This window comes from Streptomyces sp. NPDC052682, assembly GCF_040678435.1.
In the GTDB taxonomy this organism is placed as follows: Bacteria; Actinomycetota; Actinomycetes; order Streptomycetales; family Streptomycetaceae; genus Streptomyces.
Window position 1 is genome coordinate 277592 of sequence record NZ_JBFATS010000004.1, and the last position, 13848, is coordinate 291439.

Consider the following 13848-nt stretch of genomic DNA (forward strand, 5'->3'; position numbering starts at 1 on the left):
GGACACAGCTTCGCCGCACACGGTCGTCCCCCCCAATAAGGATCACAACGCCGAGACAGCCATGGCCGGTCACGAATTCTTCGAACCCGCGGACCGCAAGCGGCCGGTCGCCGACCCGACGGCGGCCGATCCCCTGGCGGCGGAAGAGGGACGCCACGCGTGCGATCCCGCGTTCCGGCACGGCGTGGTCGTCGGCTTCGACGGCTCGACCTCCAGTGAGCGCGCCCTCGCGTACGCGATCGGCATGGCGCAGCGCTCTCGCTCGGGCCTGATCATCGTCCACGTGGCCAACCGGCTGCCCACCACCGTGTGGGCGGGCTGCGAGCCGCCGGTCTTCGTCGACGTGCCGGACCACCGCACCGAGGTGCTGGGCCTGGAGCTGGCCTGCGCGGACTACCTCGCCGAGGTGCCGTGGATCCTGGTCGAGCGCGGCGGCGACATCTGCCACGAGCTCGAAGAGGTGGGGCGGGAGTACGAGGCCGACGCGATCGTGGTCGGCTCCACCCACGGCATCGTGGGGCGGATCTTCGGCTCCGTGGCCGGGCGGCTCGCCAAGCGGGCGCAGCGGCCGGTCGTGGTCATCCCGTAGGTAGCTGTCCCCTGCGTCCAACTCCCTTGTGCGGCGCTCGAATCTCCTGGCGCGCAGAGGTGTTTGTTCCCTTGTGAAGGGCATATATCGGTCACCGCACCACCGCACCCGCACGAAGGGAGTTCGCCGTGGACACACCGGCGTGATCGACGGTGTGACGGCGGCTGACGCCACGTCAATCGCCCAGTATGTGGGCGGCATCGCCCTAACAGCAGCAGGAACAGCCCGGCCGCAGCGCGCCGAGCGCCGAGAACGCCGTACCCCCGGCGGGGTCACCGTCGCGGAACGCCACCAGGCCGGCGGCGAAGTGGTACGCGGCGACGGCGGCGTTGGCGCACTGGCCCACGGCACTGCCCAGGCGGGCTGCCGGCCGGGGAGTGACGGCCACCGGCTAGTCGGCAGCCGAGCCGGGGTGTGGGCGGCCCCGGCGGCATGAGCGGACCCCCCGTGCCGGACGGCACGTGGGGGTCCGTTGCGTCGCGTGGCCGGTTGAGGGTTTTCGCGCGCTCGAGGGCGCGCTACTCCACCGTCACCGACTTGGCGAGGTTGCGGGGCTTGTCGATGTCCCTGCCCAGCGCCAGCGCCGTGTGGTACGCGAGGAGCTGCAGCGGGATGCCCATCAGGATCGGGTCCAGCTCGTCCTCGTTCTTCGGCACGACGATGGTGTGGTCGGCCTTCTCCTGGTGCTGGTGGGCGACCGCGAGGATCTGGCCCTGACGGGCCTTGATCTCCTCCATCGCGGCGCGGTTCTTCTCCAGCAGGTCGTCGTCGGGGACGATCGCCACCGTCGGCAGGGCGGGCTCGATCAGTGCCAGCGGACCGTGCTTGAGCTCGGAGGCCGGGTAGGCCTCGGCGTGGATGTACGAGACCTCCTTGAGCTTCAGCGAGGCCTCCCGGGCCACCGGGTAGCCCCGGACCCGGCCGATGAAGAGCATCGAGCGGGCCTCGGCGTACCCCATGGCCAGCTTCCTGATCTCCTCCTCCTGCTCGAGGATCTCGGCGATCTGCCCGGGCAGCTTGCGCAGGCCCTCGATGATCCGCTTGCCGTCCCGGACGGACAGGTCACGGGTGCGGCCCAGGTGCAGGGCGAGCAGGGCGAAGGCGACGGTGGTGTTGGTGAAGCACTTGGTGGACACCACGCACACCTCGGGACCGGCGTGGACATAGATGCCGCCGTCGGCCTCCCGGGCGATCGCCGAGCCGACCACGTTGACCACGCCCAGTACCCGCGCGCCCTTGCGCTTGAGCTCCTGCACGGCCGCCAGCACGTCGTACGTCTCACCGGACTGGGAGACCGCGACGTACAGGGTGTCGGGGTCCACCACCGCGTTGCGGTAGCGGAACTCGGAGGCGGGCTCGGCGTCGGCGGGGATGCGGGCCAGCTCCTCGATCATCTGGGCGCCGATCATGCCCGCGTGGTACGAGGTGCCGCAGCCGAGGATCTTCACGCGGCGGATCCGGCGCGCCTCGCGGGCGTCCAGGTTGAGGCCGCCGAGGTGCACGGTGGAGAAGCGGTCGTCGATGCGGCCGCGCAGCACGCGGTCCACGGCGTCGGCCTGCTCGTGGATCTCCTTGTGCATGTAGGTGTCGTGGCCGCCCATGTCGTAGGAGGCGGCCTCCCACTCCACGGTGGTGGGCTCGGAGGTGGTGCGGGTGCCCTCCGTGGTGTACGTCCGGAAGTCGTCGGCCTTCAGCGTGGCCATCTCGCCGTCGTCGAGGGTGACGATCTGGCGGGTGTGGGCGACCAGCGCGGCGATGTCGGAGGCGACGAACATCTCCTTCTCGCCGATGCCGAGGACGACCGGGGAGCCGTTGCGGGCGACGACGATCCGGTCGGGGAAGTCGGCGTGCAGCACGGCGATGCCGTACGTGCCCTCGATCAGGCGGAGGGTCTCGCGGACCTTGTCCTCCAGCTTCGTCGCCTGCGAACGGGCGATGAGGTGGACGAGGACCTCGGTGTCGGTCTCGGAGAGGAACTCGACGCCGTCCGCCTCCAGCTTGCGGCGCAGGTCGGCGGCGTTGTCGATGATGCCGTTGTGGACGACGGCGACCTTGCCCTCGGCGTCCAGGTGCGGGTGGGCGTTGACGTCGGAGGGGGCGCCGTGGGTGGCCCAGCGGGTGTGGGCGATGCCGGTGGTGCCCTTGAAGCGGGCCGGCACCTTGGCCTCCAGGTCGCGGACCCGGCCCTTGGCCTTGACCATCTTCAGGCCTGTCGTCTTCGGGGAGGTGACGACGATGCCCGCGGAGTCGTACCCGCGGTATTCCAGGCGCTGCAGGCCCTCCAGGAGGAGGGGAGCGACGTCACGCTTCCCGATGTAACCGACGATTCCGCACATGTGGATGGCCCCTAGCCGTAGACGATCAGCCGTAGACGATGCGGCGCAGCTGCCGGAGGGTGAGCTCCGGCGGTGCCACCGCCCGGTATCTCAGATCCGCCTCGATCCGTTCGAAGATCGCCGCGTTCACCAGGCCCTGGGCCTGGAGTTCGCGGTGGCGGCGACGGACGTACTCCTCGGTCGTCTCGTCGAAGTAGGCGAGCACGTCCTGGATCACGCGCAGCGCCTCGCCCCGGCTGAGGGGCGTGGACCGCGTCAGATGATCAACGAGTTCGTCGTGCACCCGGTAGATCCTGAGCCACCGGCGCCGGTTTTGCAAGAATCCTGCCCGATTCCGGGCACGCGTCTGCGGGGAAGTCTTGGCCGGGCCTTGAAGCTCTTATGAGTCCCTGTTCGTGAACCGTCCATTCCACGTCCGGTGTCCCGTTGCCCGGGCAGACGACTTTCGGACGCCATGGACATTCCTCGCATGGGAGTACCCCAGCGGCTCGCCGCGCGCATGAGCATGGCCGAGCAGCACGAGTACCTGCGCGCCCGCTTCTCGCGGCGCACGATGATCAGAGGCGGCGCGGTCACGCTGGGCGCCGTCGCGGGTGGCGCGTTCGTCCCGGGCACCACCGCCCGGGCGGCCACGCCGAGCGGCTGGACGCGCTCCGAGAAGGTCGACGGCGCCCTGGTCGCGCCCTTCGGCCGCCACCTCGCCTACGGCAACGACCCGCGCACCGAGATGACGATCTCCTGGCAGGTCCCGGTCGCCGTCCAGAAGCCGTTCGTCCGGATCGGCGCCCACCCCACCGACCTGTCCCGCAGGATCGAGGCCGAGGTCCGCACCCTGCACACCCCCGCCGGGGTCGGCGCGAGCGGCGACCACACCCAGTACTACGTCCACGCCAGGCTCACCCACCTCAAGCCCGGCCGCACCTACTACTACGGCGTCGGCCACGCCGGCTTCGACCCCGCCGCGCCCCAGCTGCTCGGCACCCTCGGCACCTTCACCACCGCCCCCGCGCACGCCAGGCCGTTCACCTTCACCGCCTTCGGCGACCAGGGCGTCAGCTACCACGGCCTGGCCAACGACAGCCTGATCCTCGCCCAGAACCCGGCCTTCCACCTGCACGCCGGCGACATCGCCTACGCCGACCCCACCGGCCAGGGCAAGACCTCCGACACCGGCTTCGACTCCCGGGTGTGGGACCAGTTCCTCGCCCAGACCGAGTCCGTCGCCAAGTCGGTCCCCTGGATGGTCTCCTACGGCAACCACGACATGGAGGCCTGGTACTCGCCCAACGGCTACGGCGGCCAGGAGGCCCGCTTCACGCTCCCCGGCAACGGGCCCGACAAGAAGCACCTGCCGGGCGTCTACTCCTTCGTCCACGGCAACACGGCGATCATCTCCCTGGACCCCAACGACGTCTCCTTCGAGATCCCGGCCAACCTCGGCATCTCCGGCGGCACCCAGACCCGGTGGCTCGAGGCCCAGCTGAAGAAGTTCCGGGCCGCCCCCGGCATCGACTTCGTCGTCGTCTTCTTCCACCACTGCGCCTACTGCACCTCCACCGCCCACGCCTCCGAGGGCGGGGTGCGCCAGGAGTGGGTGCCGCTGTTCGAGAAGTACACCGTCGACCTGGTCATCAACGGCCACAACCACCAGTACGAGCGCACCGACGTCATCAAGGGCGACCAGGTCGCCAAGAAGCTGCCGATCGGCGGCACGGCCTACCCCGAGACCGAGGGCGTGGTCTATGTCACGGCGGGCGCGGCGGGCCGCAGCCTGTACGCGTTCAGCGCGCCGGACTCCTACGAGGGGCACGAGCACGAGGTGGACGCGGTGGCCTCGTTCGTCAACCTCAAGGACGGCAAGCAGAACGAGACCGTCGCCTGGTCCCGGGTGCGCTACCTCGACTACTCGTTCCTGCGCGTGGACGTGCACCCCGCGCCGAAGGGCCACTGGGCCACGCTCAAGGTCCAGGGCATCGCCGAGACCGGGGACCGCATCGACCACTTCACGGTGGCGCGCAGGGCGAAGTAGCCGCCCCCGCGGCTACATCCGCTTGAGGACCGCCTGCTTGGCCATCGCGAACTCCTCGTCCGTCAGCACGCCCGTGCGGTGCAGCTCGCCGAGCTCGCGCAGCCGGCGCAGCAGGGCGTCGTGGTCGTCCTCGGCGGATGTGACCGGGGGAGAGGGCAGCTCCGGTCGCGTGTCCCGGACGCCGGTGGCGGCCCGGGCCGGGTGCTCCAGCCTGGCCTGGACCGCCGCCGCGACCAGGGCCATCAGCGGGTCCTTCTTGAAGCCCCACAGCTCCACCGCGTGGGGGTCGTACTTCGGGGGCGTCTTGGCGGGCGCGTTGCGCACCACGAAGCGGAGGTGGCCGTTCTCCAGGCCGACCGCCGGCTGCCACTCCACGGCGGTGATGTCGGCCAGCGCGAGGGTGCGCGGGCCCGAGGCGGCCTTGGCGTCCTCCGTCTTCCAGTTCCACTCCAGCCGGATCCGCTCCCCGTCGAAACTCGCGGTGCCGTCCCCGGCGGAGACCGACAGCGGCACGGACGGGCCGGGCAGCAGGTACGCGCTCACCGGCTCGGCGGGCACCTGGTCCAGCAGCAGCGCGTTACGGACCTCGTCGGTGAAGTACTCGGCGACGCCGTACCGGTCGGACTCCACGATCAGCTGGTAGGGATCGTGGGGCTCGGTGAGCCGGCCGCCGGTCGCGTGCAGCAGCGGGCAGGCCCCGTCCCGTATCCGCAGTCGCAACCGCCCGGCCTTCTTGCCCTGCTCGAACGAGATCCCCGCCAACGCCCCCAGCGGAACGACGAGTTCGCCCAGGGTCCTGCGGAGCAGGCTGACGTTCTTGTCCCGTCCCGGGGTCAGCCGCAGGGCGTCGCCGTCGAAGGCCCACGTGCCGTCCCTCTGGATGATTTCCGCCATGAGGTGATTGTTCCACCGGTGCCGGGTGCCCCGGCCGGCACCGTGACGCCGCGGGCCTACAGGCCCGCGATCGGGTTCCTCAGCGTGCCGATCAACTGGAGTGCGCCCGAGGGGTCCGCCAGGTCCACCATCTGCCGGTTGTTGCGCAGCTGGAGCCGGTTGAGGCAGGACAGCGCGAACTCGGGGGCGAACATGTCGTACTGCCGGAACTTGTCCGCCAGTTCCGGCACCGACTCCTGGTAGGCGCGGGTGACCTCCGCGACCGTGCGCCAGAAGTCGTCCTCCTCCAGGATCCCCTCGGTGGCCAGCTGCGCGGCGAGGAAGCGGAAGAAGCAGTCGAAGACGTCCGTGAAGATAGACAGGAGCCTCTTGTCCTCGGGGACGTCGACGCGGATCCGCGCGACCTCGGGCGGCAGCACGGCGTCCGGGTCCATGACCGCGATCTCCTCGGCGATGTCCTTGTAGATCGCGCGCTGGACGACCCCGTCCTTCAGGACCAGGATGACGTTCTCGCCGTGCGGCATGAAGACCAGGTCGTAGGCGTAGAAGCTGTGCAGCAGCGGGGTGTAGTACGCCCGCAGGTAGCGCCGCAGCCACTCCTTCGGTGCCAGACCCGACCGCTCGATCAGCGCGCCCGCGACGGACGCGCCCTCGTGGTCCACGTGCAGCAGCGAGGCCATGGTCGCCGGCTGCTCGCCCTCCTGGAGCGAGGGCACCGGGCTCTCCCGCCACAGTGCGGCCAGCATCTTGCGGTACGGCGAGTAGCGGTCGGTCGCCTTCTCGTACTCCAGGTGCCGGTAGCCCACCGCCGCCCGCTCCCGGATGATCGACAGGCCCGTCGACTTCAGGACCGGGTCGCCCTCGACGAGCTGGGCCAGCCAGTCGTTGATCGCCGGGGTGGCCTCCATGTAGGCGGCGGACAGCCCGCGCATGAAGCCCATGTTGAGGACGGACAGGGCCGTCTTGACGTAGTGCTTGTGCGGGTGGGAGGTGTTGAAGAACGTCCGGATCGACTGCTGCGCCAGGTACTCGTCGTCGCCCTCGCCCAGGCAGACCAGGTGCTTCCTGGCGACCTCGGCGGCGAAGGTGACGGTGAGCTTGTTCCACCACTGCCAGGGGTGGACCGGCAGGAGCAGGTAGTCGGCCGGGTCGAGGCCCTGGCCGGTGAGCGTGCGGTGGAAGCGCGCGACGGTCTCCTCGCCCAGTTCGGCCCGGATGAAGGACTCGTACTCGATCCCGGCACCGGCTGTGAACGCGGCCCGTGAGCGGTGCGCGGCCAGCCACACCAGCCGCACGGGGCTCGCCGTCTCCGGCGCGTACGCCAGGTACTCGTGGATGCCGAAGCCGAGCCGGCCGTTGTTGGCGACGAAGCAGGGGTGGCCCTCGGTCATGCCGGTCTCGACGGCCTGGAAGTCGCCGCGGGCCAGCTCGGCCGCGGTGACCTTCGGCTTGGCCAGCTTGTAGCAGGTGCCGGAGAGCGTGGAGGAGATCTCCTCCAGGTACACCGGCAGGATCTCGTCGCTCAGGCCCAGCGACTGCTTCAGCTCGATGAAGAAGTCCAGTGCGGAGAGCGGGAGTTCGCCGCCGTCCCGGTGCCGGGTGATCGACTCGGCGTCCACCTGCCAGTGGTCCAGGGCCCGCCGGGTCGCGGTGAAGCGGTAGGACGTCTGGCCGTCGTCGCTGCGCACCACGTACCGGCCGTCTTCGGGCTCCGGCGTGATCAGGCGCTCGTGCGCGAACTCGGCCAGCGCCTTGCGGACCAAAAGGCGGTCGGCCTGCTCCCAGCGCTCGGGGGTCAGGTGGGCCACGGCATCGGCGAGGGTCATGCGGTCACCGCCTTCTCGAACTGTTCCCGGGTGCAGAAGCTGAGCAGTGCCTTCTTCTCCGGCTTGACGATCTCGCGCTCCGGGACGAAGCCGACGGCCTCGTTCAGGGCGTGCACCGCCGTGTTGCGCACGTCCGGTTCGACGACGATCCGCCGGGTCGCCGGGTCCTCGAAGAGGTGCGCCATGACGGCGGTGATGACGGCCCGGGTGAAGCCGTGCACGGGCGTGTCGGTCGGCGGGGTGAGGAAGTGCATGCCGACGTCCCCGGGCTGCGGCTCGTACAGCCCGGCCAGTTCCCGGTGGGCGGGGTCGTACCTCTCCATCAGGAAGGCGGGCTCGCCGTCCAGCAGGCCGAGCTCCGCGTGGTGGTGCTCGTCGGCGGCGATCTCCAGGTACGCGCGCTCGACGTCGTGCGGTGTCGCGTCCTGCATCATCCAGAACGCGGCCTTGGGGTGGGTGACCCAGGAGTGCAGCAGTGCGGCGTCCTTCAGCGGATCGAGGGGGCGGAAGGTGAAGGCCGTGGGGCTCACGTGGCTCATACGGCGAACTCCTGGAACGCGATGGTCTTCTCGACCGGGTAGTACTCGGTGCCGAGCAGCTCCCGGATGATGTACGAGTTCCGGTAGGGGCCCATGCCGAGGTCCGGGGAGGTGATGCTGTGCGTGTGGACGCCGGCGTTCTGCAGGAACACGCCCCGGCCGGTGACGTCGATGGCGTAGTTGCGGGCCACGTCGAAGTTGCCCTGGGAGTCGTAGCGCAGCCGGTCCCTGATCGGCTCGAGGAACTCCGGCTCGACGTACTGGTAGCCGGTGGCGAGGATCAGGCCCTCGCTGGTCAGCTCGAAGTCCTTGCCCTGCTCCTCCTGGCGGAAGCCCAGCGTGTACGTGCTGTTGTCGTACCGGGCGCCGGTGAGCGCGGAGTTGGTGAGCAGGCGGGTGGGGACCGGGCCGCTGAGGTTCTTCTGGTAGAGCAGGTCGAAGATCTCGTTGATCAGGTCGCCGTCGATGCCCTTGAACAGGCCCTTCTGCTCGGCCGCGAGACGGTAGCGGGTCGGCTCGGGCAGCGCGTGGTAGTAGTCGATGTACTCCGGGCTCGTCATCTCCAGCGTGAGCTTGGTGTACTCCAGCGGGAAGAAGCGCGGGGAGCGGGTCACCCAGTTCAGCCGGTAGCCGTGGACGTCGATCTCGCTGAGCAGGTCGTAGTAGATCTCCGCGGCGGACTGGCCGCTGCCCACCAGGGTGATCGACTTCTTCGCCTGGAGCTGCTTCTTGTGCTCCAGGTAGCGGGAGTTGTGGATGAAGTCGCCGCCCAGGTCCCGGCAGGCCTGAGGGATGTGGGGCGGGGTGCCGGTGCCGAGGACCAGGTGGCGGGCCCGGTACTCCTCACCGGACGCCGTCGTCACCACGTACAGGTCGTCCTCGTAACGGACTTCCATGACGGTGGTGTTGAAGCGGATACTGCTCAGCTTGCTCGCGGCCCAGCGGCAGTAGTCGTCGTACTCGACCCGCAGCGGGTAGAAGTTCTCGCGGATGTAGAACGCGTACAGCCGGCCCTTCTCCTTCAGGTAGTTGAGAAAGGAGTAGGGGGAGGTGGGGTCGGCGAGGGTGACCAGGTCCGACATGAACGGGGTCTGCAGGTGGGCGCCGTCGAGGAACATGCCCGCGTGCCACTCGAAGTCGGGCTTGGACTCCAGGAAGACGCCGTCCAGTTCGGCGATCGGCTCGGTCAGGCAGGCCAGTCCGAGGTTGAAGGGGCCGAGCCCGATCCCCACGAAGTCATAGGTCTGGTCCGTGGACGCGGCGGCTTCAGCAAGCGCGGTCAAGGGTCTCTCCCAGGTACTGCTCGGCGTGGCCGGCGATCAGGTCGAGGACGGCGGCGATGTCGGCGGCCGTCGTCTCGGGGTTGAGCAGGGTGAACTTCAGGTAGTGGCGCCCGGCGACCTTGGTGCCCGCGACGATCGCGTCGCCGGAGGCGAACAGGGCCTTGCGGGCGTAGAGGTTGGCGCGGTCGATCTCGGCGGGGTCGGTGACGTCGCCCGGGATGTAGCGGAAGACCAGGGTGGACAGGGTGGGCTCGACGACCACGTCGAAGCGCGGGTCGGCGGCGAGCAGCTGCCAGCCCTCCCGGGCCAGGTCGCACACCTCGTCGAAGAGCTGCCCGATGCCGTCGGCGCCCATGGTCCGCAGGGTCATCCACAGCTTGAGCGCGTCGAAGCGGCGGGTGGTCTGCAGGGACTTGTCCACCTGGTTGGGAATACGTTCCTGCACCATGCGGCGCGGGTTGAGGTACTCGGCGTGGTAGGTGGCGTGCCGCAGGGTCGAGGCGTCCTTCACCAGTACGGCCGACGAACTGACCGGCTGGAAGAAGGACTTGTGGTAGTCGACGGTGACGGAGTCGGCGCGCTCGATGCCGTTCAGCCGGTCCCGGTACTTCAGCGAGGCGAGCAGTCCGCAGCCGTAGGCGGCGTCGACGTGCATCCAGGTGCCGTACTGGGTGGCGAGCTCGGCGATCTCGGGCAGCGGGTCGATGGAGCCGAAGTCGGTGGTGCCGGCGGTGGCGACGACGGCCATGGGGACGAGGCCCTCGCGCCGGCAGCGCTCCAGTTCGCGGGCGAGGGCGACGGTCTGCATGCGCTTGTCGTGGTCGACCGGGACGGAGACGACGGCGTCCGGGCCGAGGCCGAGCAGTTTGGCCGACTTCTTGACGCTGAAGTGGCTCGCCTCGGAGGCGAACACGCGCAGCTCGGCGAGCGAGTCGGTCTTGGCCTCCTCGCGGGCGAGGAGCAGCGCCTGGAGGTTGGACTGCGTACCGCCGGAGGTGAACACGCCGTCGGCGGCCGGGCCGAGGCCGATACGGCCGGCCGTCCAGTCGATGAGTTTGCGCTCGATGAGGGTGCCGCCGGCCGACTGGTCCCAGGTGTCGAGGGAGGAGTTGACGGCGGAGAGCACGGCCTCGCCGAGCACGGCCGGGATGACGACCGGGCAGTTGAGGTGGGCGAGGTAGCGCGGGTGGTGGAAGTAGACGGCGTCCCGGAGGTAGACCTCCTCCAGTTCGTCGAGGACGGCCGTGGTGTCGTGCAGCGGCTGGTCGAGGTCGATCCCGTCGATGCGGGGCGCGAGGGCGTCGACCGTGACGCCGGTGAACGGCCGGTCGGTGGCGGCGAGTTTGGCGGCCACCCGCTCGACTCCGTCGGTCACGGAGCGGCGGTAGTGCTCCGCGGTGGTGTCGTTGAGCAGGTGCGAGCGCATGGGGGTCCTCCGGTGGGGAAGTCCGGTGCGGGACGGAAGGCGGGCCGGGCCGCGCGGGGCGTGACTTAGGTTAGCCTAACCTTGGTCATCGTGGTGCAGTCCGGTCCCTGCCGTGACCGCGATCACTTGGGTGACGCGGCCTGCGGGCAACTCGCGGACGGTTCACGCCTGTTCGCGCAGCTGCTCCTCCGTCAGCCCGTGGCGCCAGTAGCCCACGAAGGTGACCCGCCGGCGGTCGATGCCGCGCTCGTCCACGAAGTGCCGCCGCAGCTGCTTCACACAGCCGGACTCGCCCGCGAGCCAGACGTACGGCCGCTCGGCGGGCGGGAGGTGTGCGGCGCGCAGGGCGGAAAAGGCCATGGGGGAGTCCTCCGCGCCCCGCCCCTCGCGCACCAGCCAGGTGATCTCCGCGTCGGCCGCGGTGGTGAGGTCCTGGATGTCCCCGGCGTGCGGCACCTCCAGCCACACCCGGGCACGGATGCCGGCGGGCAGCGACTCGACGATGGCCGAGGCGGCCGGTACGGCGGTCTCGTCGCCCCAGACCACCACCAGGTCGGTGTCCTCGGGCGGCCGGAACCGGATCGCCCGGTTGTCCGCGACCGCCGGCCCGAGCACCAGCACCCGGTCGCCGGCGGCGGCCCGCGCCGCCCACCGGGAGGCGGGACCCGCCTGGGTGGTGGCGCCCGGCCCGATGCCGTGCAGGGCGAAGTCGATGTCGATCTCGTCGGGATCGCGCCGCAGGGCCCGCAGCGTGTACGACCGCATCACCGCCCGTACGCCGTCCGGGAGTTCCCGCCAGCCCTGCCACCAGCCGTCGCCCAGCTCCAGGGGCACGACCGGCTCGGGCTGCCCCGGGTGCGGCAGGAACAGCGACAGCGACTGGTCCCGCCCGTCGGAGTGGAAGGCGTGCAGGTCGGGCCCGGCGAAGGTGACCCGGACGAGCGACGGGCCGAGCCGCCTCGTCCGTACGACCTGCAGGGAGAAGAAACGGAACGGGGCGGCCACGGCCGTGGTCATATGGGCTCCTGATGGCTGGTCAGGGGGCGTTGTGTGTGCGGGGGGAGAGGTCAGCTGACCTTCTTGGCGGTCTCGATGGCCTCGGCGAGGTTCTCGACCAGCGGGACGCACTTGTCGTACGACAGGATCGGCTCGGGGGAGCGCGCGATGACCTGGCCGGCCTTGACCGCGGGCAGCTTCTTCCAGGTCGCCTCGGTGATGTCGGCGGGCTGGATGGCCGAGGAGCGGTCGTCCATCATGATGATGTCGGCCGGGTACTTGTCGACGTTCTCCCAGCTCAGCGACTCGAACCAGCCGCCGGTCTTCGCCTTGGCCTTCTCGGGCGGCTCGACGAAGTTCACGCCGAGGGCCTTGAAGTACTCCAGGTCGATGGAGAGGTTGGTGCCGGAGACGTAGAACAGCTCCTGGCTCGCCGAACCGGCCATCACCTTGATGTCGGGGTGCGCCTTGGCGGCCTTGCGCAGCCGCTCGGAGGCCGCCTCGAAGCGCTTCTTGGCGTCGGTGACCTTCGCGGCCGTCATGTCCCCGCCGAGCGACTCGGCGAGCTGCCACATGCGCTGCAGGGGCTGGGTCAGCTGCCGGTCGAAGACGGAGATGCCGACGCTCGGGGCGAGCTTGGCGATCTTGTCCTTGGACGCCTCGGGGACGTACCAGAGCGTGCCGGCGTCGTCGAACATGGTGCTGATCAGCACGTCGGGCGCGAGGGCCGCGTACTTCTCGACGTTGAACTGGTCCCAGGCGTTGCCGAGGATGGTCACCTTGCTGATGTCCATGTCGCCGGCCTGGACGTCGGGCTTGCCGTCCGCGGTCTTGGTCGGGCCGAACACGCCCTTGACCTGGACGCCGTAGTCGTGGAGGGCCGCGGCGACACCGGTGAAGGCGACGATGGTCGCGGGGACCTTGTCGAGCCGCACGGTCGTGCCGCGGTCGTCCTTGAAGGACCAGGGGCCGGACTTGGGCTTGCCCGCCGCCGTCGAGTCCGAGCCGCCGTCCTTCGCGTCGCCGCCGCAGGCGGTCACGAGGGCGCCGAGTCCGAGGGCGCCGCCGGTGGCGATCAGGCCGCGACGGGAGAAACGGGCGGTTCTGGCGTTCGACATGGGTGGATCTGCTTTCGTGCGTGCGGCGCCCTGAGGGCGCGCGTGATGGGCCACTTGGCTGGATCGCGCTTAGGTTAGCCTAACCTCAGATTTTGTCCAAGGGGTGGCCCGGCCGGGCAGCGCCGCCGCGGTGAGCAGGATGCCGTGGGAGACGTGCCAGCGCCCGGTGAGGACGAGTGACCCGGCCGCCAGGTGCGCGGTGAACGTGCCGGTGCCCGGGGAGAACGTGACCTCGGCGTCCTCGAACCGCAGGGCGCGCGGCGCCAGGAACGAACAGGCCTTGTAGACGGACTCCTTGGCGCTGAAGAGCAGGCGGTCCCAGTGGATGCCGGGGCGGACGGCGTCCAGCCGGTCGAGGTGGGCGCGCTCGGACGGGGAGGTGATCCCCCTGCGGACCGCGGGGGACACGGGGGCGTGCGGTTCGGCGTCGATCCCGAGACCGGCCAGCTCGGCGCTGCGGGCCACGGCGGCGGCGCGGTAGCCGGCGCAGTGGGTGATGCTGCCGGTGACACCGGCCGGCCAGGCCGGAGCCCCGGTCGGGCCGGGCGGCAGGGGGGCCGGGGCCAGGCCCAGCCGGGTCAGGGCGCGCCGGGCGCAGACGCGGCCGGTGGTGAACTCCCGCCGGCGCTTGTAGCCCGCGTGGGCGATCTCCCTTTCCTCGGCGGGAAACAGGGCGGGCTGTCCGGCACCGTCCTCCGGGTCGCCGTACGCCTCCTCGCCCACGGCGGCCGGTGGCAGGACACGTGCGATGAGCATTCCCTGACAACTCCTCATGACTGCGCGGTACAGGGTGGCGTCGCGGGTGAACTCCC

The 13848-nt window shown here is 70.3% G+C and carries 13 protein-coding genes; 2 read left to right on the forward strand and 11 right to left on the reverse strand.

Going from position 1 to position 13848, the window contains the following annotated elements:
• Positions 1-61 precede the first annotated feature (61 nt).
• Positions 62-589, forward strand: coding sequence for a universal stress protein (locus AB0K80_RS08185; RefSeq protein WP_365667074.1), 528 nt, complete (start codon positions 62-64; stop codon positions 587-589).
• 205 nt (positions 590-794) lie between these two features.
• Here AB0K80_RS08185 and AB0K80_RS08190 read toward each other — a convergent pair whose 3' ends face one another.
• The 3 genes from AB0K80_RS08190 to AB0K80_RS08200 all read right to left on the reverse strand — a co-directional run bounded on the left by AB0K80_RS08190 (position 795) and on the right by AB0K80_RS08200 (position 3208).
• Positions 795-977, reverse strand: coding sequence for a hypothetical protein (locus AB0K80_RS08190; protein ID WP_365667076.1), 183 nt, complete (start codon positions 975-977; stop codon positions 795-797).
• 130 nt (positions 978-1107) lie between these two features.
• Positions 1108-2925, reverse strand: a complete 1818-nt coding sequence (glmS, locus tag AB0K80_RS08195; RefSeq protein WP_365667078.1) for a glutamine--fructose-6-phosphate transaminase (isomerizing) — start codon at positions 2923-2925, stop codon at positions 1108-1110.
• A gap of 25 nt (positions 2926-2950) precedes the next feature.
• Entirely contained in the window at positions 2951-3208 is a 258-nt protein-coding gene (locus tag AB0K80_RS08200) for a hypothetical protein (RefSeq protein ID WP_365667080.1), read from the reverse strand.
• 186 nt (positions 3209-3394) lie between these two features.
• On the opposite strand from AB0K80_RS08200, the gene AB0K80_RS08205 reads away from it, so the two are divergent.
• Positions 3395-4954, forward strand: coding sequence for a metallophosphoesterase family protein (locus AB0K80_RS08205; protein WP_365667082.1), 1560 nt, complete (start codon positions 3395-3397; stop codon positions 4952-4954).
• Positions 4955-4966: 12 nt separating this feature from the next.
• On the opposite strand, the gene AB0K80_RS08210 is transcribed toward AB0K80_RS08205, so the two are convergent.
• From AB0K80_RS08210 to AB0K80_RS08245, 8 genes are all read right to left on the reverse strand, one after another.
• Positions 4967-5848, reverse strand: coding sequence for a DUF4429 domain-containing protein (locus AB0K80_RS08210; protein WP_365667084.1), 882 nt, complete (start codon positions 5846-5848; stop codon positions 4967-4969).
• A 56-nt stretch (positions 5849-5904) separates the two neighbouring features.
• A complete protein-coding gene (locus tag AB0K80_RS08215; protein ID WP_365667086.1) occupies positions 5905-7674 on the reverse strand; it encodes an IucA/IucC family siderophore biosynthesis protein in 1770 nt (589 codons plus the stop codon).
• The gene (locus AB0K80_RS08220) at positions 7671-8213 is read right to left on the reverse strand and encodes a GNAT family N-acetyltransferase (protein WP_365667088.1); all 543 of its coding nucleotides are present in this window, start codon (positions 8211-8213) and stop codon (positions 7671-7673) included. The genes AB0K80_RS08215 and AB0K80_RS08220 overlap by 4 nt, the downstream gene beginning before the upstream one ends.
• Positions 8210-9496, reverse strand: coding sequence for a lysine N(6)-hydroxylase/L-ornithine N(5)-oxygenase family protein (locus tag AB0K80_RS08225; RefSeq protein ID WP_365667090.1), 1287 nt, complete (start codon positions 9494-9496; stop codon positions 8210-8212). The genes AB0K80_RS08220 and AB0K80_RS08225 overlap by 4 nt, the downstream gene beginning before the upstream one ends.
• The gene (gene desA, locus AB0K80_RS08230; RefSeq protein ID WP_365667092.1) at positions 9480-10922 is read right to left on the reverse strand and encodes a lysine decarboxylase DesA; all 1443 of its coding nucleotides are present in this window, start codon (positions 10920-10922) and stop codon (positions 9480-9482) included. Before desA ends, AB0K80_RS08225 begins: the two co-directional genes overlap by 17 nt.
• A gap of 162 nt (positions 10923-11084) precedes the next feature.
• Positions 11085-11939 carry a siderophore-interacting protein gene (locus AB0K80_RS08235; RefSeq protein WP_365667094.1) on the reverse strand — a complete coding sequence of 285 codons (855 nt, stop codon included), beginning with the start codon at positions 11937-11939 and terminating at the stop codon, positions 11085-11087.
• A 50-nt stretch (positions 11940-11989) separates the two neighbouring features.
• On the reverse strand, positions 11990-13036 hold the full coding sequence (locus AB0K80_RS08240; RefSeq protein ID WP_365667096.1) for an ABC transporter substrate-binding protein: 1047 nt from the start codon (positions 13034-13036) through the stop codon (positions 11990-11992).
• Positions 13037-13105: 69 nt separating this feature from the next.
• The gene (locus tag AB0K80_RS08245; protein ID WP_365667098.1) at positions 13106-13792 is read right to left on the reverse strand and encodes a 4'-phosphopantetheinyl transferase superfamily protein; all 687 of its coding nucleotides are present in this window, start codon (positions 13790-13792) and stop codon (positions 13106-13108) included.
• Positions 13793-13848: the final 56 nt, after the last annotated feature.